The organism is Roseomonas sp. SRI_022 (genome assembly GCF_057586215.1).
On sequence record NZ_JBYCZL010000011.1, the window covers coordinates 83,906 to 104,556 of the forward strand.

A 20,651-nucleotide genomic window follows, 5' to 3' on the forward strand; every position below is an offset into this window, starting at 1 on the left:
AAGGAAGGAGGGGGTCCCGGGGGAGTTCTCTCCCCCGGGTCTTACGACTTGGCTGCCTTCGCACCGGTCGGCGCGGCGGCGTCATCCCGCCGCATCCTGTTCCGCCCCGTGAACAGCACGATCGGCGCCGCGATGAACACCGACGACCCCGCCGAGATCACGATGCCGACCACCATCACCCACGCGAAGCCCGACAGCGTGTCGCCGCCGAACAGCGCGAGCGGCACCGCCGAGAGCAGCAACGTCATCGAGGTGCCGAGCGAGCGGTTCATCGTCTCGTTGATCGATAGGTCCACAAGCTGATCCAGCGGCATGGTCTTGAACTTGCGCAGGTTCTCTCGCATGCGGTCGAACACCACGACCTTGTCGTTCGCGCTGAAGCCGATGACGGTCAGGATGCCTGCGATGGTCGTCAGGTTGAACTCAACCTGGAACAGAACCATGAAGCCGATGGTCTTGGTGGCATCGAGGATCAGCGTGGTGATCGCCGCGAGGCCGAACTGCCATTCGAAGCGCACCCAGATGTAGAGCAGCATGGCAACGAAGGACAGGCCGAGCGCCATGAGCCCGCCGATGAACAACTCGTTCGAGACGCGGTTGCCCACGGCCTCGACGCGCAGGATGCGCGTGCCTGGGGCTACCTGTTCCAGCGCATCGCGCACCTTGTTCACCGAGGCCTGCACGGCACCCTCGTCGCCCTGGGCAGGCAGGCGGATGGCGAAGGTGGAGGCGTCGCCGAACTGCAGGATGGTGGCATCGCCAAGGTTCAGCGCGCCGACCGCGCCGCGCAGCGCGCCGATCTCGCCGGCCTGGGGCGTGCGCACCTCCATCTCGATGCCGCCCTTGAAGTCGATGCCTTTCTCCAGCCCCGGATAGAAGGCGATGGCGACCGAGGCGGTGGACAGGACCGCCGAGACGATCAACCCCATGCGCGCCGCCCGCATGAACGGGATGCGCGTATCGTCCGGGAAGATGCGGAACAGCGGCCGGCGCAGCCGTTCATAGAGCGACAGGCCCGGGCGCTGGAACACCGGCAGTTCCTTGGGCCGGGTCGCACGATACCACCAGGAGGTGAACAGGCGGGTCAGCACCGTCGCGGTCCACATCTGCACTATGGTGCCGATCGCCACCGTGACCGCGAAGCCCTTCACCGTGCCCGAGCCGAAGCCGTAGAGGCAGGCCATGGCGATCAGGTTCGTCAGGTTCGAATCCATGATGGTGCCCGACGCCTTGGTGTAGCCGGCCTCGAGCGCGCTGATCGGTGTTCGTCCGTTGCGCACTTCCTCGCGTATGCGCTCATTGATCAGGATATTGGCGTCGAGCGCAGTGCCCAGCGTCAGCACGATGCCGGCAATGCCCGGCAGCGTCAGCGTCGCTTCCAGCAGCGTCATGCCGGCGATGACGAGCAGGATGTTGAAGGCCAGCGCGATATTGGCGAACCAGCCGAGCAGGCCGTAGGCGAAGCCCATGTAGAGGAAGACGAAGATGGTGCCCGCGCCGAGCGCATAGGCGCCCGCACGGATCGCGTCCGCGCCGAGTTCGGGGCCGACGGTGCGTTCCTCGACCACCGTCAGCGGCGCGGGCAGGGCGCCCGCGCGCAGCAGCACGGCGAGGTCGTTCGCGGAGCGGGCGGTGAAGGAGCCGCTGATCTGGCCCTGGCCGCCGGTGATGGGTTCGCGGATGACGGGCGCGGTGATGACCTTTTCGTCCAGCACCACGGCGAAGGGCCGGCCGACATTCTCGCGCGTGATCTGGGCGAAGCGACGGGTGCCGACGGAATCGAACTGGAAGTTCACGACCCATTCGCCGGTGCGGCTGTCCTGGCCGGCGCGGGCATTGGTCAGGTTGGCGCCATCCACCTCGACACGGCGGCGCACGGCGACGCGCTCGCCCTGGCGCTCGCTGGGCAGGAACATCACGCCCGGCGGGGGTGTCGCAGCGAGGCCGGCGTTCTCGTCCACCAGGTGGAAGGTCATGCGGGCGGTGCGGCCCAGCAGGTCCTTGATGCGGTTGGGATCCTCGACGCCGGGCAGGGTGACGAGGATACGCGACTGGCCCTGGCGGGCGATCAGCGCCTCGGCCACACCGGTCTCGTCGATGCGACGGCGGACGATCTCGATGGACTGTTCGACGGCGCTGGTTGCCTTGGCGCGCAGCCCGGCTTCGGTCAGCGTGGCCCAGACTTGGCCGTCCGGGGCGCTGGTCACCTCGATGTCCGGAACGTTCTGGCCGGTCGACATCTGCACCGGATTGGCAAGCTCGCGCAGCGCCGTCATGGCCGCGGGCAGTTGCGCGGCATCCAGCACGCGCAGCCCCATCCGCCGGTTCGCCGGATCGGCCGAGAGGTTCACGTAGCGCACATTGCCGGCGCGCAGGCGCGTCCGCGCGCCCTCGATCATGCCGTCCAGCCGTTCGCGCACCACGGTGTTGAGATCGACCTCGAGCAGCAGGTAGGACCCGCCGCGCAGATCGAGCCCCAGGCTGACCTGCCGGGCCGGGAACCACCCCGGAAAGGCCGAGCGCGGCGCCAGGTTCATCATGGCGATCAGCGTCCCGACCAGGCAGACCGCCAGGATCACGGCGGTCTTCCAGCGCGCGAAATGTAGCATGGGCAGCAGAAACCCCAGGTTTTCAGGCGGCGGACAATGGCGAGGGGGTGCAGGGGATGCAACCCCGCCGCCGACATGGCATCGAACGGCGCATCACATCGTGCCCAGGCCCTGATTTCGCAAGGCATTTCCGAGAATTCGGCCGCCGGCGACGTCCTGTTGGACCGTGGACGACAGGGCCATGACGCAATTCATCCCCTGGCGCAAGCCCGCCGGCGATCCAAGTCAGCGAAACGGATGACCCACGCCGAGAATTGGAGGCTTCACCATGCCCAACCTGTCCCGCCGCAGCATTCTGCCGCTTGGCCTTGTGGTCCTGCCGATCGGCCGTGTCGCGGCGCAGGGTGCCGGCCTCGTGCGCATCCGCGGCACCATTTCGGAGCTGGAGGGAAATGCGCTGGGCGTCACCACCCGGGCCGGTGAGCGCGTGGTGGTCAACCTTCCTGACAACGCGACCGTGGCGGCTCTGCGCCGCGTCGCACTTGCCGACATCACGCCCGGCACGGCGGTCGGCGTCGTTGCCGAACCGGGCCCGGACGGCGAACTCCGCGCGACGGCGATCACCGTCCTGCCGCCAGGCATGCGGATCACCGAGTTGCAGAACGCCTGGGACACCGCCCCCAACGCCACGATGAACAATGGCCCGGTCGAGGCGGCGGTGGACAGCGGCACGGGGCGCGACCTCACGCTCAGCATCCTCGGCCGCCGGGTGTTGGTGCGCGTGCCTGCCGAGACGCCGCTGCTCATGCCCATCGCGGCCGCGCGCTCGGATCTCGTGCCCGGCGCCACGGTCTTCATCAGCGCGATGCGGGACGGGGAAGGCCGGATCTCGGCCAGCCGGGTGACCGTCAGCAAGGATGGCGTGGCACCGGTCATCTGACGGCCTGGGCGATTCCGTCCGGCCGGGATCTGCTCTAAAGCGGGCGGATGAACGCCAGCGACACACGCCTCTCCCTCGCCATCCTCGGCGTCGGTCATTTCGGCCGCTTCCATGCCCTGAAGGCCGCCGCCAATCCGCGTGTGCGCCTGGTCGGCCTCGCCGATGCCGACGCGGCCCGCGCCGCGACCGTCGCCGCCGAGACCGGCACCGAGGTCCTGACGCCGGCAGCCGCCATCGCCGGGGCCGATGCGTTGATCATCGCCGCGCCGACGCGCTTCCATCACGGCCTCGCCATGGATGCGCTCGCGGCAGGACGGCACGTCTTCATCGAAAAGCCGATCGCTGCGACGCTCGCCGAAGCCGATGCGCTGATCGGCGCCGCGGCCACGCGCGGGCGGGTGCTGCAGGTCGGTCACATCGAACGCTTCTCCGCCGCCTTCCGCGCGGTGGTGGGGGCGAAATCCGGCGGGCGGGCGCTGTCCTGGGACGCGATCCGCGTCGCACCCTTCCGGCCGCGCAGCCTGGATGTGTCGGTGGTGCTGGACCTGATGATCCATGACATCGACCTCATCATCGAACTCGCGGGTGGCGAGCCGGAGGCGGTCGAGGCGGTGGGTTCCGCCGTCGCCTCCGACCTGCCGGACTTCGCCGTGGCGCGGCTGCGCTTTCCCGGCGGGCGCGCGGCGGTGATCACCGCGTCGCGTGTCTCGCTCGCGATGGAACGGCGCCTGCGCGTGCTCGGCACCGAAGGCGAGATGAGCGTGAACTTCTTAGAACGCTCACTCGCGGTGCTGCGCCGCGGCGGGGCGGAAGCGGTCGCGACCATGCCGGGCTCGGGCATCGACCGCGCGACCTGGACCGACCATGACAGCCTGGAGGCCGAGCAGGCCGCCTTCGTGGCCGCCTGTCTGGACGGCGCGCCGGTTGTGGTGGACGGTGCGGCCGGGCGGCGGGCGCTGAAGGTGGCGCTCGCGGTGGAGGCCGCGATCCGCGGCGCGTAAGAGGAAACGTATCGAATGGACAAGCCACGCATCGCCATCGTCGGCGCCGGCGCGGTCGGGGGTTACGCGGGGTCCTACATGGCCCAGGCGGGCCACGACGTGACCTTCATCGACCCGTGGCCCGAGCATGTCGAGGCGATGCGCTCGCGTGGCCTGACCATCCAGCACCTGAAGGACGTGCCCGAGTTCACCGTGCCGGTGAAGGCGATCCACCTGACGGAGTTGCAGTCCTTCGCCAAGCAGAAGCCGGTGGACATCGCCTTCGTCTGCATGAAGTCCTACGACACCGCCTGGGCGACGGCGATGATCGCGCAGTATCTCTCACCGGGCGGCTACGTCGTCTCCCTGCAGAACTGCATCAATGAGGAAGTGATCGCGGGCATCGTCGGTTGGGGCCGCGTGCTGGGTGCGATCGCCTCGCTGATCACGGTGGAATTGTCCGCACCTGGCCTCGTGAAGCGGGCGGCCGGCAAGTCGGGTGCGTCGCACACCGTCTATCGCGTGGGCGAGCCGCATGGTCGGGTCTCGCCTCGTTCAGAATACATCACCTCCCTGGTCGCGCTGTCGGATTCCGCGCTGACCACGACCAACCTGTGGGGCGAGCGCTGGTCGAAGCTGGTGGCGAACGTCATGGGCAACGGCATCGCGGCGGCAACCGGTCTTCTGGCCAAGGAAGCGACGGCCGATGACGCCATCCGCGCCTTCGCCGCGCGGCTGGGGTCGGAGGCGATCCGCGTCGGCCAGGCGCTCGGCTACGACCTGGAGGAGATACTGCACCTCGACGCCGAGATCATCGCCAAGGCCGGCGAGGGCGACGACGCCGCGCGGAAGGCCTACGACGCGCAGCGCCTCGCCGATACGCAGAAGCCGGGCGGCGGGGCGCATCGCGCCTCGATGGGCCAGGACATGGTCAAGGGCAGGCGCACCGAGATCGAATACCTCAATGGCTTCGTCGTCGCGCGCGGTGCCGAGATCGGCATCGCAGCCCCCGCCAACGCCGCGCTGACCGAGATCGTCAAGCGCGTCGAGCGCGGCGATGCCGCCCCATCGCCGGACCTGATTCGCGGCCTGCGGCTGAACTGACCGATGGGCGCGCCGGTCATGAAGATCGCCGTGATGGGTGCCGGCTCGGTCGGCTGCTATTACGGTGGCATGCTCGCCCGGGCGGGTGCGCCGGTCACGCTGGTCGGGCGCCGGCAGCATGTCGATGCGGTGAGTGAGCGCGGCCTTCTGCTGGAGATCGGCGAGGACCGCATAGCCGTGCCGATGGCCGCCACCACCGAGCCCAGCGGCGTGGCCGAGGCTGACATCGTGCTGTTCTGCGTGAAGTCGGGCGACACGGAAGCGGTGGGGCGCCAGATCGCGCCGTATCTGCGTCCGGACGTCACGATCCTCAACCTGCAGAACGGCGTGGACAATGCCGACAGGCTGCGGCCCGTCGTGGGAAGGACCGTCGTGCCGGTCGCCGTCTATGTCGCGACCGCGATGGCCGGGCCGGGCCATGTGAAGCACCACGGCCGCGGCGAACTGGTGATGGGCCCTTGTGCGATGGGCGAACGGATCGTCGCGCAGTTCAGCGCCGCCGGCATCCCGACACGCATCTCCGACAACGCGGTCGATGCGCTCTGGGCGAAGCTGATCGTGAACTGCGCCTACAATGCGCTCTCGGCACTGACGCAGCTTCCCTATGGCCGCCTGCTGCCCATGGAGGGCGTCCAGGAGGTCATGACCGATGTCGTTGCCGAATGCGTCGCGGTGGCGAACGCATCCGGCGTGACGGTCGCCCCGGACGTCCTGGCGGGCGTCCTCGGTCTCGCCGCCAGCATGCCGGGGCAGCGATCTTCGACGGCGCAGGACCTGGCCCAGGGCAAGCCGACCGAGATCGACCACCTCAACGGCTTCGTCATCCGGCGCGGCGCGGCGCTCGGCATTCCGACACCGGCGAACCGGGTATTGCACACGCTGGTGAAGGCGGCAGAGGCCACGGCGCGGGGCGCCTGACAGGATCAGGGCCCGACCGATCGGTCGGGTGCCCTTGCCAGCGCCCGGCCGCCGCGCGACCCTTTCCTTAACGACACCTGAGGGGAAGGAAACAGACCATGCGCAATCCGATGGAACTGACGGGCCGCACCGTCATCGTCACCGGCACCGGCCAGGGGATCGGCCGGGCCATCTCCGAACTCGTGCTCGATCTCGGCGGCAACCTTGTCATGGTCGAACGCAACCCGCAGACCTTCGCCGATGTTTCCGCCGCGCTGGGCGGGGACCGCACGCTGGCGGTGCGGGGCGACGTGTCGGACGAAGCGTTCTGCGCCTCGGTCGTCGATCAGGCGGTGGCGCGCTTCGGCGCGGTGCATGGCCTAGTGAACAATGCCGGCATCACCCGCCCCGCGATGATCGAGAAGATGACCCTGCCGCAATGGCAGGCGGTGCTTGAGGTGAACCTGACCGCCGTGCACCTGATGCAGCAGGCCGTCGGCCGCCACATGATCGCCCGCGCGCGCGCCGGCGAGACCAGCCCGGGCGCGATCGTCAACATCTCCTCCACTGCCGGTAAGCGCGGTTCCATTGGGCAGGTGAACTATGCCGCGGCGAAATCGGGCGTCTTCGGCATCACCATGACCGGCGCGCTGGAATGGGCGCGCTATGGCGTCCGGGTGAACAGCGTCGGTTTCGGCACGGTCGAGACGCCGATGACCGAGACCGTGCGCTCCGAACGGTTCCGCGAACGGACGCTGGCGCGCATCCCGCTCGGCCGCATCGCGCTGCCGGCCGAAGTCGCGCCGCTGATCTGCTTCCTGCTGTCGGACGCCGCCTCCTTCATCACCGGCCAGAACTGGATCGAGGATGGCGGCAGCATCATGCACGCGTAGGTTGCGGGCACTTTAGGCTTTTAGGTTTTTATCCCTTTTATCGCTTTATCGGGGGTGGCGCGCGGGCCACCCCCGATCGCGTTTCAGCCGACCTTCAGGACCCGCGGCGGTGTCCAGGTGCCGTTGAGGATCGAAGGTGCGTCCGCCTTGGGCCAATACATCCGCAGCATCGGGATGAAATCCCCGGCCGGGGCCGGCAGCCAGTTGCTCTCCAGCTCCGCACCGGGTGATTCGCGCTGGAAATACAGCGTCGTCGAACCGTCGGCATTGGCCTTGAGGTTGTTGCGCGGGCTGACAGTGAACTTGTTCAGCCGGTTGGGCACGAACCACCAGCCCTGGTCGATCTCATACATGGTGATCGACCAGAAGCCGTTGACCGGCGGCGTCTGCCCCGCCGGGAAGGTCAGGGTGTAGCGGTTCGCCCCGTTCAGCGTCCGTCCCTCGCTGTCCACGGTCGTGTAGGGATAGACCGCGTCGTCCTCGAGATTGGCCGGCCAGCCGAAGGCCGCGACCAGCGCGCGCTTCATGTAGTCGGTGCCATAGCGCCCGAGGCCCTTGGTGATGATCCAGCCATTGACCATCGTGCCCATCGCGACGCGATTGGCCTCGATGGCCCGCAAGGCACGCTGCGGCAGGTCGCGCAGGCTCTCGCGCGCGGCGGCGGGCAGCTTCGACGCATCGAAGGGCTGGCCCGGCACGATGCCGACCTGCGCCATGCGGGCGAGCATCGGCGCATCCTCCGGTGCCGGCGGAGCGGCCCCGCCCATCAGCCGCGCCATGCGGGTGAAGTAGTCCTCGGCGGACAAGCCGAGGATCACCGATTGCGGCTTGTCGGTCATGCTGAAGCCGGGGTTCGGGTCCACCGGCGGGGCACGGAAGGTGTAGTTGCTGCCGAAGGCCGAGAGCGGCGTCAGCTTGTACTGGGCCTGCAAGGCGTTGACCGCGGCGTAGTCGGCGTCCGTGCCATCCGCGAAGGTACGCCCCAGGATGACGAGGTAGCGGGTCGGCGAACTGATCCGCGTCATCCCCGCCGGCACCTGCCCCGACCAGCCCGGCCCGGTGATCAGGAAATTCGCCGCCTTTCCGCCCGTGGTGCGGGTGCCGGGCGATTCCACGACCGGCATCCACAGGCTGTACATGGGGAACAGAAAGAAGCGGTTGCCCATGTCGGGATGCGAGAAGACCATCGGTTCCGCGCCGAGGTCGAGCCAGGCGAGCGAATACAGGGTGTCGGCATTCGGCGCCGAGACACCCCGGTAGTCCGCCGGTGGGTAGCGGGGCACATTGATGAACTGCCCCATCGGGGCTTGCAGCCCACGCATTTCGGGCACGTTCGACATCTGCACCCGCGTCACCTCGGTGGTGATCAGCGAGTAGCCGTAGATATAGGCATCCATCAGCACCTGCGCCGCATCGCTGGTGTGGGCGGCTGGCATCTCGGATGGCTGCGCCCCGGCCCGACCGGCAGCGAGCAGCGGAGCCGCAAGCGTGGACGCCGCGACGACGCCGCGCCTGGTAACGATGGACATGCGTGATCTCTCCTGCAGCGGCATCGTGGTGGCGGGCCGCCTGGCGCGCCTGGTCCCGCGATGCGGTGTCGCAATGGATGTTACCCGCGCATCGGGCCGGCGTCCGAATGAAAGGCTATCCAGATTCGGCGCGAAGACACGACCCTGCAGCGATGAGACAGCATAATAGGAATTATATCCGATCGCCAGCGCAAATTCGGCGCTTGCATCAGAAAGACATACAGATATCCTTATGAGGCGTTGGTCCTGCGCGAGCGGGCGTAAGAGGGAACGCCGTATGCGGGGATCGCCCCCGTCAGTCGGCGGCTGCCCCAGCAACTGTCGGCGGTGAGCCGCCGGCCCTTCCGCAGTGCCACTGCGGGCCACTGCACGGTCCACCGTGCGGGAAGGCGGGCCGGTGGTGGCGACCCGCAAGCCAGGAAACCTGCCGGCGCCGCCGACCCGCCTTCATCCGCGGGCAGCGCCACCCTTTGGCCGCCGGGCTGGGTGCACCGGGGGCGGAGACGCACGCGATGACCATCGCAGCCACCCTCGGCTACCCCCGCATCGGCCCACGCCGCGAATGGAAGGCCGCGCTTGAGGCCCATTGGACCGGCACGCTCGATGAGGGCGGCCTGCACGCCGTCGGTGCCGTGCTGCGTGGCAATGCGCGGGCCACGCAGCGCGGTGCGGGCATCGGCCATGTCGCCTCGGCTGATTTCGCGCTCTACGACCATGTGCTGGAAACCGCGCTCGCCTTCGGCGCCATCCCGCAGGGCTACGGCTGGGGCGGGCAGGGGCCGGCGAGCCTCACGACGCTGTTCGCCCTGGCGCGCGGGGCGCGTGGCAACGCGGCGGAGCGTGAGGCCGGCGTCGCGCCGGACGCCCCGGCGCTTGAGATGACCAAGTGGTTCGACACCAACTACCACTACCTGGTGCCGCGCCTGTCGGCCGCCACGCGCTTCCGCCTGCTGCACAACCGCTGGGCCGAGGCCGTCGTCGAGGGTCTGGCCGGGAATTGCCGCACGCGCCCCGTGCTGCTCGGCCCCGTCTCCTTCCTGCTGCTGTCCAAGACCGAGGATGGCGTCGCACCGCTCTCGCTGCTGCCCGCCCTGCTGCCGGCCTATGAGGCCGCGCTGCGCGGCATCGCGGAGGCCGGCGCATCCTGGGTGCAGATCGACGAGCCCTGCCTGGTGACGGACCTGCCGGCCGACGCGGCGGAGGCCTATGCGGCGGCCTTCCGGCGCTTGGCGGATGCCGCGCCGGGGCTGCGGCTGCTGCTCGCGACCTATTTCGGCGGGCTGCGCGACAATCTGCCGATTGCCGCCGGGTTGCCGGTGCATGGGCTGCATCTGGACCTGACGCGCGGGCGCGATGGGCTGGACGCGGCGCTCGATGCGCTGCCGGCGGATCGCTGGCTGTCGCTCGGCGTCGTCGATGGCCGCAATGTGTGGCGGACGGATCTGCGCGCGGCGCTCGCGACGCTGCGCGGCGTCGCCGGGCGGCGCGGCACGCGGCAATTGCTGGTCGCGCCGAGCTGCTCGCTGCTTCACGTGCCGCACACGCTGGCACGGGAGGATGCGCTCGATCCCAAGCTGAAGCGCCGCCTCGCCTTCGCGGAGGAGAAGCTTGCGGAGATCGCGGCACTGGCCCGTGGCCTCGATGAGGGTGAGGGCGTCATCGCCGCCGCGCTGGCGGACTCCGACCGTGCCCTGGCCGAATGGCGCGCCGATCCGCGCGTCCATGACGCAGGCGTCGCCGCGGCGGTCGCTGCCGTGACGCCGCGCATGGCGCAGCGTGTCTCGGCCTATCCGCAGCGTGCGGCCGCGCAGCAGCACCGCCTGAACCTGCCGCCCTTCCCGGTGACGAGCATCGGATCGTTCCCGCAGACCGCCGAGATCCGCAGGGCGCGCGCCGACCACGCGCGCGGTGTGCTGGGCAGCGCCGACTACACCGCGCGGATGGAAGCACTGACCGCGGAGGCGATCGCCTGGCAGGAGGCGGAGGGCGTGGATGTCCTCGTCCATGGCGAGTTCGAGCGCAACGACATGGTCAAGTATTTCGGGGAGCAGTTGCAGGGCTACGCCTTCACCAGGCATGGCTGGGTGCAGTCCTATGGCAGCCGCTGCGTCGCGCCGCCGATCATCTGGGGCGATGTCTCCCGCCCCGAGCCGATGACGCTGCACTGGGCACGCCATGCGCAGTCGCTCACCGATCGTCCGGTGAAGGGCATGCTCACCGGGCCGGTGACGATGCTGTTCTGGGCCTTCGTGCGAGAGGACATTCCCCGCCGCGAGGTCTGCACGCAGATCGCACTCGCGTTGCGGGAGGAGGTGCGCGACCTGGAAGACGCCGGCATCGCCATCATCCAGATCGACGAGCCCGCCTTCCGCGAGGGCCTGCCGCTGCGCCGCGCCGACCAGGCGGCCTATCTCGACTGGGCGGCCTTCTGCTTCCGGCTCAGCGCCAGCGCCGTGGGCGATGCGACGCAGATCCACACCCACATGTGCTACGCCGAGTTCAACGGCATCATCGGTGCCATCGCCGCGATGGATGCGGATGTGATCTCGGTGGAGACGGCGCGCAGCCGGATGGAGTTGCTGCGCGCCTTTGTCGACTTCGATTACCCCAACGCGATCGGGCCGGGGGTGTGGGACATCCACAGCCCGCGCGTGCCGGGTGCCGAGGAGATGGTCGCACTGCTGCGCCAGGCCGCGCGCCACCTGCCGCGCGAAAGGCTGTGGGTGAACCCCGATTGCGGCTGCAAGACGCGCGGCTGGGCGGAGGTGAAGCCGGCCATGGCGAATCTGGTCGCGGCGGCGCGCCGGCTGCGGGCGGAGGCGGCATAGCCCGCGCATTGTGCCAATTGACGGCATTCCAAAGGCCACTGGCCTTTGGTGGGGTGGTCTGGAGGGGCGACGCCCCTCCAGCCTTCAACCCAGCATGCCGAGTACGGCCACCGCCGCAGCCTCGGAGGGCAGGCCCTCCGGCGCGCGCAGATGCGCCAGCGCCTCGGCGAAGCCTTCACGTTGCGCAGCGGCCACGGCGGGGTCGAGCATCGGGCGCAGCAGCGCCTCGGCGAGCGATTCCGGCGTGCAGGGCCCCTGGATGCGTTCCGGCACGACTTCGCGTTCCGCCAGCAGGTTCACCAGCGAGGCATGCGGCACCTTCACCAGCCGCCGCGCGATCTCGGCGGTGATCGGGTTGAGCCGGTAGGCGACGACATGCGGGATGCCGGCGACCGCCATCTCCAGCGAGGAGGTGCCGGACTTGATCAGCCCCGCGCCGCCGGATTGCGCGACGGCGGCGAAGGCATCGTGCTTGGCGTCGTTGCCCTCGATCAGGATGGGCGTGGCCGGCCAGTCGGCGGCGGCGTTGCGCACCGCCTCGGCGACGATGGGTGCGACGGGCAGCACCGGGCGCAAGCTGGGCAGGCGTTGCGCCGCGAGCCGCAACGCGCCGCCGAAGACCGGCAGCAGGCGGGACGCTTCCATCCGCCGGCTGCCGGGCATGACGATGACGGGGCGATCGGCCTCCGTCAGGTCGTGCGCCGCGCGGAAGCGCGCCGCGTCGCCGCGGTCCGCGCCGCTTTCCAACACGGGATGACCGACGAAGGTGACGGGAATGCCTGCATTCTCGAAGAAGATCGGTTCGAAGGGCAGCAGGCAGAGGATGCGGTCCACCTTGTGCTTCAGTTCGGCCACGCGCCCCGGCCGCCAGGCCCAGACCTGCGGCGCGACGTAGTGCACCACCGGGACGCCGAGCGGCTTCACGCGTTCCGCCAGCCGCAGCGTGAAGCCGGGGCTGTCGATCGTCACCAGCACATCCGGCCGGCGCGATGCGACATCGGCCACGGCATCGGCCAGCAACCGCTTCAGCCGGAAAATCTTGGGCAGCACCTCCAGCAGGCCCATCAGGGCGAGTTCGCGATAGTCGAACAGGCTCGGCACGCCCTGTTCGGCCATGCGCGGCCCACCGATGCCGGAGAATTCCAGATCGGGCCGCCGCGCCCGCAGGGCCGCGATCAGCCGCGCGCCGAGCACGTCGCCGGAGGCCTCTCCGGCCACCACATGGATGCGCGTCATGCGAAGACCGCTGGGGCAGGGGCGTCGAAGGGGCGCCTCGGCCAGTCCCGGTGGTTACGGACCTGGCCATCCTCCCGCACCGCGGCGATGCGGGCAGGGTCGAGCGTGCAGAACACCCATTGATCCTGGTCGAGCGCCCCGCGCGCCAGCACGCCATCCTCGGGGAAGCCGCGATCGACCGGGCCGAACACCGCCGCGTGACCGCGATTCACGTCGAGCGCCGCGGACCATGGTGCCGCGCCCACCGTCGGGGTGATGGCGACGTAGCACTGGTTCTCCATCGCGCGTGCCGCCGCGCCGATACGCACGCGGTTGAAGCCGTGCATCGTGTCCGTGCAGGACGGTGCGAGGATCAGCCAGGCGCCTGCTTCGACCTGCGTGCGGACATGCTTGGGGAATTCCACGTCGTAGCAGACCGAGATGCCGATGCGGCCCCAGGGCGTATCGAACACATTCGGGTCGGCACCCTGCGTCACGCCCCAGCGTTCGGTCTCGAAGCGCGTCATCGCCCGCTTCTCCTGCACCGCCATGCGGCCATCAGGCGCGATCAGCGGTGCGCGGTTGACGATGCGGCCGTCAGCCCGCCGCAACGGCAGCGTGCCTGGCAGCAGCCAGACGCCGAGCCGCCGCGCGACATCGCGCATCGCGGCCAGGATGTCCGGCCCCGCGGCAACCATCGCGGCGAGTTCGGTGGCCTCATCCGCCGCATTACCGCCGGCAAGCGCCGCACCCAGTTCGACGCAGGCATATTCCGGCAGCACCAGCAGGTCGGCCTGCGCACGCCCTTGTTCCAGCCGCGCTTCCAGCGCGCGGGCGAAAGCGGCGACCGATGCGGGCTGCCCGACGCCGTATTGCAGCAGCCCCAGCCGCAGCGGCGCGCTCACAGCGGGTCCTTCACCCAGAAGCCGAGGGCATGCGGCGTGTCGCGATCGTCGTCGACCTCCTTCCACTCGAAGATGACGGAGATGTCGGCGCGGCGCGTGTAGCCGCGCTTGCCCCAGAAGGCATCGAGCGGGACGTAGTCCTTCGGCCTGCGCGGGTCGTTGTCGTTGCGCGTCACGGCGCAGAAGGCGGCCGCCTGCAGGCCGAGCGAGCGTGTATGCGCTTCCCGCATCTCGAAGAAGCGCACGCCGGCACCGCGGCCGCGATACTCAGGCAGCAGCACGCTCTCGCCGAAATAGCAGAAGCGCGCGGGGTCGAGGCCGCGCCCGCTGAAGGCCGCCTGCACCGGCGCCGTCGCTTCCAGCATCGGCTGGCAGGTGGCGCAACCAACCGCGCGATCCCCGTCGATCGCGGCGATCACCGCGGCGCCGGGGCTGTCGGCATAGGCGGCGAGGTAGGTTTCCTCGTAGCCGGCCGTGCCGTCGTAGAGATACGGCCAGTCACGGAACACCGCGGTGCGCAGCCCCGCGAGGCGCGGCAGCCAGGCGCGCAGCGCGTCGCCGCTCAGGGTCTCGAAGCGAAGGGGTGGGGCACTCATGCCCGATGCATAGGGGCCGGGCCGGCGGCGGGGAAGGGGGCTACCTGTCGCGCACCACGCGGATGCCGGCGAAATTGTAGCGGTCCGCGGCCGTGCCGCGCACGCGGTTGCCCGCGCGCACATACCAGGGCAGATGCGCCCAGGACCCGCCGCGCATCGACCGGCTGTCGCAATCCCCGGTCAGGCGCGGCGAACCATCCGCCGGCTGGCCGTCCAGCGTCGGGTTCACGCAGTCGCTCATCCACTGCCAGACATTGCCGAGCATGTCGTACAGGCCGAAGGCATTCGGCTGGAAGCTGCCGACCGGCGCGGTGAAGACATGGCGGTCACTGCAGCGGAAAGCGAATTGCGGCCGGCGATCCAGGTTCTGCGCCGTGGCCAGCGACAGGTCGAGCACATTGCCATAGGTGCAGGCAGCCGCCGGCGAATCCCCCCAGAAGCGGGCGGTGGCGGTGCCGGCGCGCGCGGCGAATTCCCATTCCGCCTCGCTTGGCAGCCGGTATTGCTTGCCCGTGGTCTGGCTGAGCCAGCGCACATAGGCCTGCGCATCCAGCCAGCTCACGCAGACGACCGGATGGTCCTCCTTCTGCGGGAATCCGGGGTTGCGCCAGTCGTATCTCGGGTTCTCCTGGTATTCGTAGGTCGTGCCGGTGTTCACGAAGGCCCAGCAGCCCGAGCCGGGGGAATGCCCGGTCGCGGTGACGAAGGCAGCGAATTCGCCGAGCGTGACCGCGTTGCGCGACATGGCGAGGCCCGAGGGGATGGTGACGCGCCGCTGCGGTTCCGACCGGCCGCGCGATGCGACCGGCACGCCCTCGCGTTCCTCCTCCCCGCGCGGCACGCCCATGGTGAAGGTGCCGCCGGGCAACGGCACCATCTCCGGGCAGTTGGAACAATCGCGGAAAGTCTGCGGCCGCGTCTGGGCCTGGCCGTCGCCGACGCACATTGCCATGACGACAATCGCCGCCAGGAAAGACACCTTCACCATTCACCGCTCCGACTTCGGCGGCAGCGTAACGCAGTCGCCCCACGCGCCGATATACTGGAGCAGCGGTCAATCCGTGCGAATTTGCATCGATTCCCGTGCCGCGGTGACGAAGGCAGCGAGACCTTCCTCGACCACCGCTCGCGGCAAGTTGCGCAGCACGAGCGTCAGCCGTGACCTGCGGTCGTGCCCGTCCGGCCAGGCCGCAAGCCGCAGTGGCGGGTGGAAGACATGCTGCACGCCATGCACGACCACGGGCCGCTCCTCGCCTGCGATGTTCAACAGCCCCTTCACACGCAAAATTGAATTGCCGCGCGTCAAGGCCAGTATCTCGAGCCAGGTGGCCACCCCGTCCCAGGGCAGCGGGGCGTCGAATTCGAGGCTGATCGCCTCGATTCCCGCATCGTGGCGGTTGGGGTCGTGGTGGTGGTGATGGTCGTGGTGGTGCCCGGCCTCAGCAGCCAGCCAGCGCGCGACATCGGGGATTCGCCCCGCCGTGTCGAAGCCGCCGGCATCCAGCAGTGCGGCGGGGTCGATCGCGCCCTGTTCGGCGCGCAGCAGCGGCGCGACCGGATTCAGCGCCGCGAGCCGCGCGGCCAGTGCCGTCACCGCCTCGGGCGGGGCGATATCCGCCTTGGTCAGCACCAGCCGGTCGGCCATCGCCGCCTGCTTCACCGCCTCGACCTGCGTGTCGAGCGTGGCCATCCCCACGACGGCATCGACCAGAGTGACCACGCCATCCAGCCGAAAGGCCGACAGCACCACCGGATCGGTCATCAGCGTCTGCAGGATCGGCGCGGGGTCGGCGAGACCGGTCGTCTCGACCACCACGCGGCGGATTTCCTGCCCGGCCTCGGCCCGCGACGCGAGGTCGCGCAGCACCCGCACCAGATCCCCGCGCACGGTGCAGCACAGGCAGCCGGCATTGAGCAGCACGACATCGTCGTCCAGCCGCTCGACCAGCAGGTGATCGAGGCCGATCTCGCCGAATTCGTTGATCAGCACGGCGGTCGCGGCCATCTCCGGCGCCTTGAGCAGCCGGTTCAGCAGCGTCGTCTTGCCGGCGCCGAGGAAGCCGGTCAGCACCGTGACGGGGATCTTGTCCCGCTTCATGCGCCGTAGAGCGTCTTCGGATCGACCAGCGGCGCGGCGATCTCGGTGACCTCGCCATCGCGCAGGGCATGGAAGAAGCAGTTGCGCCGGCCGGTGTGGCAGGCGACGCCATCCTGGTCCACCAGCGCCAGCAGCGTGTCGCCGTCGCAATCGACCCGCAGATCCACCAGCCGCTGCTGCTGCCCTGAGGTCTCCCCCTTGCGCCACAGCGCCTGGCGCGAGCGTGACCAGTAGCAGACGCGCCCGGTGGTCAGCGTCTCGGCGACCGCCTCGGCATTCATCCAGGCCATCATCAGCACCTCCCCGCTGTCATGTTGCTGGGCGATGCAGGGCACGAGGCCATTGGCGTCGAAGCGGATGCCCGCGATCAATCGGGCGGCGGCGTCGGGGGCGGTGGTGGTCATCAGCCGATGATATAATATCCGCTGATGCCGGAAGCGAGGTGGTGACATGGCCGAGGCCGCGATGCGCGAGACTGCCCTGCGGGAAGCCGAGGCCGCCTGCCTGCGCCGTGGCGCGACGCTGACCCCGCTGCGCCGACAGGTGCTGGAACTGGTGCTGGAGGCCGACGCCCCGGTTGGCGCCTATGCGCTGCTCGACCGGCTGAAGGTCTCCCGCCCCGGTGCCGCGCCGCCCACGGTCTATCGCGCGCTCGACTTCCTGCTGGAACATGGGCTGATCCACAAGCTGGAGCGGCTGAACGCCTATATCGGCTGCGCCGATGCCGGGCATGGGCATGCGCATGACCACCACCATCCGCACCAGTTCCTGATCTGCCGGACCTGCGGCGCGACGGTGGAGATCACGGACCACGGCGTGGCCCATGCGATCGAGGCCGCCGCCCGGCGCGCCGGGTTCCACCTGGCCGAGGCGACGGTCGAGATCGAGGGCACCTGCGTGCGCTGCGCGGCGGCGTGAAGCCGCGCGCGGCACTTTGCCCTGCGTCCCGCTGCTGCCGCCTCCGTCCCGCCGGCTTGCGCTGCGTCATTGTGCAGGTCCTGCTTGCCAGTAACCATGCCGTGGCACGACCCTGACAGTCCGAGGGCCATCCCGGCCTCGGCAAGGAGGACGACAGTCACCATGCTCTCCCTCACACCCATTCGGATGCTGCGGCGCGGAGGCATCGCCCTGGCGCTGGCTGGCGCGCTCGCCGCCACGCCCGCCCTTGCCCAGGGCCAGGCCGCCGGTGGCGCGCCAGCCACGTTCACCACGGCCGATCTCGCCAGGCTGTGCGGCCCGGCGGCGGACAATGCCAATGCCGTGGCACTGCGCCCGGCGTGCTACGCGGCCCTCGTCACGATCGGACAGGTGCATTCGATCTACACCAGCGGTCCGCGTGCCCAGCGCCCGGTCTTCTGCATGCCCGAGCAAGCCCCGACGCTCGATCGCGTGGCCTCGGAGTTCGTCTCCTGGGCTGCGGCCAACCAGCAGTATTCCGGCACACGCGCCGCCGAAGGCGTGCTGCGCTTCGCCGCCAACACCTATCCCTGCCCGGCGGCACCCGCCGCGCGGCGCCGCTGAGCGGGAGGAGAACGCCATGATGACGAAGAAGCCTGTCCGCATCGCGGCCGTGCTGCTGCTCGGCGTCGGCCTCACCGGCTGCGCGGGCATGACCGAGAATCAGCGATCGACGGCCACGGGCGCGGGCATCGGCGCGCTCGGTGGTGCCGCGCTCGGCTCCCTGTCGGGCAATGCCGGCTGGGGCGCGCTGATCGGCGCGGGTGTCGGCGGCGCGAGCGGCTACGCGATCAGCAGCAGCCGGCAGCGCTGATCGCCGTGATCGATGGGACCGTCGCGGCGATGCCGCGGCGGTGACACGCGGGGAGGGACCTCGTCCCTCTCCGGCACAGGCCGGCGGCCGCGCCGCGTCGCCTTGGCGGGCCAGATCCTTCTGCCCCGTTGCCGTCCGCTTCCGACCCGTTGGACACTGCGTCGGCGTTCCGATTCCCTGCTTCGGGGCGGTACGCCAATCGCGCGACGGAAGGACAGGACCGACATGCGCCTCAAGACTCTACTCACGGCAGCGGCGCTACTCGCCGCGGCGCCGGCCATGGCCCAGACGCCACAAGCCGCGCGTGGTTCGAACACCGCGACCGTCGCTGAACTCGCCGCGCTGTGCGCCACGCCCTCGATCGCGGCGAACTTCGCCGAGGCGAATGGCCTGTGCCGCGGCTTCATCGGTGGCTTCGCGCAGTACCACGCGGCGATGACACAGCCCGGCACGCGCCATCGCCCGCTGTTCTGCGTGCCCAACCCCGCACCGACCGGGGCGCAGGCGGCCACCGCCTTCGCGGCGTGGTCGCAGGCCAACCCGCAGCATGCGAACGAGCTGGCCGTGGATGGCCTCGCCCGCTGGTTCATCGCCACCTATCCCTGCCCGCAGGCGCCCGCGCGCCGCGGTGCGCGCTGAGACGGAGTGCCCAGGATGCGCAAGATGGTCCTTCTTCCCGCGGCGCTGGCCCTCGGCCTTGGCGGCTGCTCGGGTGATTCGATGACGCCGGGCGGGCGCGACGTGTTGCTTGGCGGCGCCGGCGGTGCGCTGGCCGGCGCGGCGATCGGGTCCTTCACCGCGAATGCCGGCGTCGGCGCGCTGATCGGCGCGGGTGTCGGCGTGGTTGGCGGGTATCTGTGGAACCAGCATCAGGTCGCCGAACGCCAGGCGGCGGAACGGCGGCAGCAGCAGCTGGACGCGGCGTATCAGCGCGGCGTGCAGTCGGGTGAGCGGCAGGCGCGCGGTTCGAACTGACGCCGGAGGGGCGTCGCCCCTCCAGACCACCCCACCAGGGGGCAGTGCCCCTTGGAACGCCGTCACCTGGCGCTGCACCTGCCAGGCACGGTGCCAATGGATGGCATTCCAAAGTGAACTGCACTTTGGCGGGGAGGCTTGGAGGGGCAGGGCCCCTCCAATCTTCCTTACTTCGGTAGCGTCGCCAGCGCCTGGTCCAGATCGGCGATCAGGTCGTTGACATCCTCGAGCCCGATATGGATGCGCACCGTGAACCCGCCGAGGTCGGGGCTGGTCGCCGTGCGCGTGACGAAGCCCGTGGTCGGCAGCGCGAGGCTTTCGAACCCACCCCAGGACGCGCCGATGCCGAACAGCGCCAGGCTGTCGATGAAGCGGAAGATCTCCGCTTCCGTGTAGCGCGGCTGGAACACCACGCCGAACAGCGAGCACGACCCGGTGAAGTCCCGCTTGAACAGCGCATGCTGCGGGTGGGAGGCGAGGCCCGGATGCAGGACGCGCTGCACTTCCGGGCGCTTCTCGAACCAGTGGGCGACGGCAAGGCCGCTCTGTTCCTGGTGCTTCAGGCGCACCGGCATGGTGCGCGCGCCGCGCAGCGCCAGCCAGCAATCGTCGGGTGCGGCGAAATGGCCCATCTGTCCGGCCGCCGTGCGCACGATCACGTAGTCTTCCTCGGTGTTCGTGGTGATCGAGCCGAGCAGCACGTCCGAATGCCCGCCGACATACTTGGTCAGCGCCTGGATCGACACGTCCACGCCGTGCTTGAACGGCATGAAGTTGTGGATGCCCCAGGTGTTGTCCATCAGCACCTTCGCACCGCCGGCATGCGCGGCGCGCGCGATGGCGGGGATGTCCTGCAGCTCGAAGGTGTGGGAGCCGGGGCTCTCGGTGTAGACGACCTTGGTGTTCGGCCGCATGAGCGCGGCCACGCCGGCCTCGTCGATGGTCGGGTCGTAGAAGGTCGTCTCGATACCATAGGCGGTCATCAGGCCATTGGCGATGTTGCGCCCGGGGCCATAGACGCTGTCGGGCATCAGGCAGTGATCGCCGGTCTTGAGATACGCCATCAGCGGCACGGTGACGGCGGCAAGGCCGGTGCCGACGAGGACGCAGCGCGTGCCGCCCTCGATCTCGCAGATCACGTCCTCAAGCGCGTAGTGCGTCGGACCGCCGGCGGTGCCGTAGGTCATCACGCGATTGAAGCGGTCCTTGGAGAAAGCGCGGCGGCTTTCGGCATCCGGGTGCAGCACGGTCGAACCGCGATGCACGGCGGGGTTCACGAAGCCATGGACATGGGTGCCGGCGCGGCCGGCATGGGACATACGGGTGGCGAAACCCTGGGTGCGGTGCGCCTTGGCGAGGTCGTCTGGCATG

At 69.7% G+C, this 20,651-nt stretch carries 20 protein-coding genes and 1 riboswitch; of the genes, 11 read left to right on the plus strand and 9 right to left on the minus strand.

Annotation, left to right across the window (positions count from 1 at the left end):
• Positions 1-41 precede the first annotated feature (41 nt).
• Positions 42-2,609, minus strand: coding sequence for a protein translocase subunit SecD (gene secD, locus AC2YHJ_RS12985; protein WP_487396483.1), 2,568 nt, complete (start codon positions 2,607-2,609; stop codon positions 42-44).
• 268 nt (positions 2,610-2,877) lie between these two features.
• On the opposite strand from secD, the gene AC2YHJ_RS12990 reads away from it, so the two are divergent.
• The 5 genes from AC2YHJ_RS12990 to AC2YHJ_RS13010 all read left to right on the plus strand — a co-directional run bounded on the left by AC2YHJ_RS12990 (position 2,878) and on the right by AC2YHJ_RS13010 (position 7,363).
• Positions 2,878-3,489 (plus strand): hypothetical protein, encoded by a 612-nt coding sequence (locus tag AC2YHJ_RS12990; RefSeq protein WP_487396484.1) that lies wholly within the window; start codon positions 2,878-2,880, stop codon positions 3,487-3,489.
• Between the two features lie 47 nt (positions 3,490-3,536).
• A complete protein-coding gene (locus AC2YHJ_RS12995; RefSeq protein ID WP_487396485.1) occupies positions 3,537-4,490 on the plus strand; it encodes a Gfo/Idh/MocA family oxidoreductase in 954 nt (317 codons plus the stop codon).
• 15 nt (positions 4,491-4,505) lie between these two features.
• The gene (locus AC2YHJ_RS13000) at positions 4,506-5,573 is read left to right on the plus strand and encodes a ketopantoate reductase family protein (protein ID WP_487396486.1); all 1,068 of its coding nucleotides are present in this window, start codon (positions 4,506-4,508) and stop codon (positions 5,571-5,573) included.
• A 3-nt stretch (positions 5,574-5,576) separates the two neighbouring features.
• Complete coding sequence (locus AC2YHJ_RS13005; protein WP_487396487.1) at positions 5,577-6,491, plus strand: ketopantoate reductase family protein; 915 nt, start codon at positions 5,577-5,579, stop codon at positions 6,489-6,491.
• A gap of 98 nt (positions 6,492-6,589) precedes the next feature.
• Positions 6,590-7,363 carry an SDR family NAD(P)-dependent oxidoreductase gene (locus AC2YHJ_RS13010; protein WP_487396488.1) on the plus strand — a complete coding sequence of 258 codons (774 nt, stop codon included), beginning with the start codon at positions 6,590-6,592 and terminating at the stop codon, positions 7,361-7,363.
• A gap of 83 nt (positions 7,364-7,446) precedes the next feature.
• On the opposite strand, the gene AC2YHJ_RS13015 is transcribed toward AC2YHJ_RS13010, so the two are convergent.
• Entirely contained in the window at positions 7,447-8,892 is a 1,446-nt protein-coding gene (locus tag AC2YHJ_RS13015) for a DUF1254 domain-containing protein (protein WP_487396489.1), read from the minus strand.
• A 224-nt stretch (positions 8,893-9,116) separates the two neighbouring features.
• A riboswitch (cobalamin riboswitch) is annotated at positions 9,117-9,338 on the plus strand.
• A gap of 66 nt (positions 9,339-9,404) precedes the next feature.
• On the opposite strand from AC2YHJ_RS13015, the gene metE reads away from it, so the two are divergent.
• Positions 9,405-11,720, plus strand: coding sequence for a 5-methyltetrahydropteroyltriglutamate--homocysteine S-methyltransferase (metE, locus tag AC2YHJ_RS13020; protein ID WP_487396490.1), 2,316 nt, complete (start codon positions 9,405-9,407; stop codon positions 11,718-11,720).
• A gap of 84 nt (positions 11,721-11,804) precedes the next feature.
• Here the strand turns inward: metE and lpxB are convergent, their stop codons facing one another.
• The 6 genes from lpxB to hisI form a co-directional block, all read right to left on the minus strand.
• Positions 11,805-12,956 (minus strand): lipid-A-disaccharide synthase, encoded by a 1,152-nt coding sequence (gene lpxB, locus AC2YHJ_RS13025; RefSeq protein ID WP_487396491.1) that lies wholly within the window; start codon positions 12,954-12,956, stop codon positions 11,805-11,807.
• Positions 12,953-13,840 (minus strand): carbon-nitrogen hydrolase family protein, encoded by an 888-nt coding sequence (locus AC2YHJ_RS13030; protein ID WP_487396492.1) that lies wholly within the window; start codon positions 13,838-13,840, stop codon positions 12,953-12,955. Before AC2YHJ_RS13030 ends, lpxB begins: the two co-directional genes overlap by 4 nt.
• Positions 13,837-14,436 carry a GNAT family N-acetyltransferase gene (locus AC2YHJ_RS13035; protein WP_487396493.1) on the minus strand — a complete coding sequence of 200 codons (600 nt, stop codon included), beginning with the start codon at positions 14,434-14,436 and terminating at the stop codon, positions 13,837-13,839. Before AC2YHJ_RS13035 ends, AC2YHJ_RS13030 begins: the two co-directional genes overlap by 4 nt.
• Before the next feature lie 40 nt (positions 14,437-14,476).
• A complete protein-coding gene (locus AC2YHJ_RS13040) occupies positions 14,477-15,424 on the minus strand; it encodes a formylglycine-generating enzyme family protein (protein ID WP_487396494.1) in 948 nt (315 codons plus the stop codon).
• 66 nt (positions 15,425-15,490) lie between these two features.
• Positions 15,491-16,534, minus strand: coding sequence for a CobW family GTP-binding protein (locus tag AC2YHJ_RS13045; protein ID WP_487396495.1), 1,044 nt, complete (start codon positions 16,532-16,534; stop codon positions 15,491-15,493).
• Positions 16,531-16,938, minus strand: coding sequence for a phosphoribosyl-AMP cyclohydrolase (hisI, locus tag AC2YHJ_RS13050; protein WP_487396496.1), 408 nt, complete (start codon positions 16,936-16,938; stop codon positions 16,531-16,533). The genes AC2YHJ_RS13045 and hisI overlap by 4 nt, the downstream gene beginning before the upstream one ends.
• A 46-nt stretch (positions 16,939-16,984) precedes the next feature.
• Here hisI and AC2YHJ_RS13055 point away from each other — a divergent pair, with 46 nt between their 5' ends.
• The 5 genes from AC2YHJ_RS13055 (at position 16,985) to AC2YHJ_RS13075 (ending at position 19,280) form a co-directional block, all read left to right on the plus strand.
• Entirely contained in the window at positions 16,985-17,452 is a 468-nt protein-coding gene (locus AC2YHJ_RS13055; RefSeq protein ID WP_487396497.1) for a Fur family transcriptional regulator, read from the plus strand.
• Between the two features lie 162 nt (positions 17,453-17,614).
• A complete protein-coding gene (locus AC2YHJ_RS13060) occupies positions 17,615-18,055 on the plus strand; it encodes a Rap1a/Tai family immunity protein (protein WP_487396498.1) in 441 nt (146 codons plus the stop codon).
• A gap of 16 nt (positions 18,056-18,071) precedes the next feature.
• Complete coding sequence (locus AC2YHJ_RS13065) at positions 18,072-18,305, plus strand: YMGG-like glycine zipper-containing protein (RefSeq protein ID WP_487396499.1); 234 nt, start codon at positions 18,072-18,074, stop codon at positions 18,303-18,305.
• A gap of 225 nt (positions 18,306-18,530) precedes the next feature.
• Positions 18,531-18,944, plus strand: coding sequence for a Rap1a/Tai family immunity protein (locus AC2YHJ_RS13070; RefSeq protein WP_487396500.1), 414 nt, complete (start codon positions 18,531-18,533; stop codon positions 18,942-18,944).
• Positions 18,945-18,968: 24 nt separating this feature from the next.
• Positions 18,969-19,280: a glycine zipper domain-containing protein gene (locus tag AC2YHJ_RS13075; RefSeq protein WP_487396501.1), complete on the plus strand. Its 312-nt coding sequence runs from the start codon at positions 18,969-18,971 to the stop codon at positions 19,278-19,280.
• 167 nt (positions 19,281-19,447) lie between these two features.
• On the opposite strand, the gene metC is transcribed toward AC2YHJ_RS13075, so the two are convergent.
• The gene (metC, locus tag AC2YHJ_RS13080; RefSeq protein ID WP_487396502.1) at positions 19,448-20,650 is read right to left on the minus strand and encodes a cystathionine beta-lyase; all 1,203 of its coding nucleotides are present in this window, start codon (positions 20,648-20,650) and stop codon (positions 19,448-19,450) included.
• Position 20,651 lies beyond the last annotated feature (1 nt).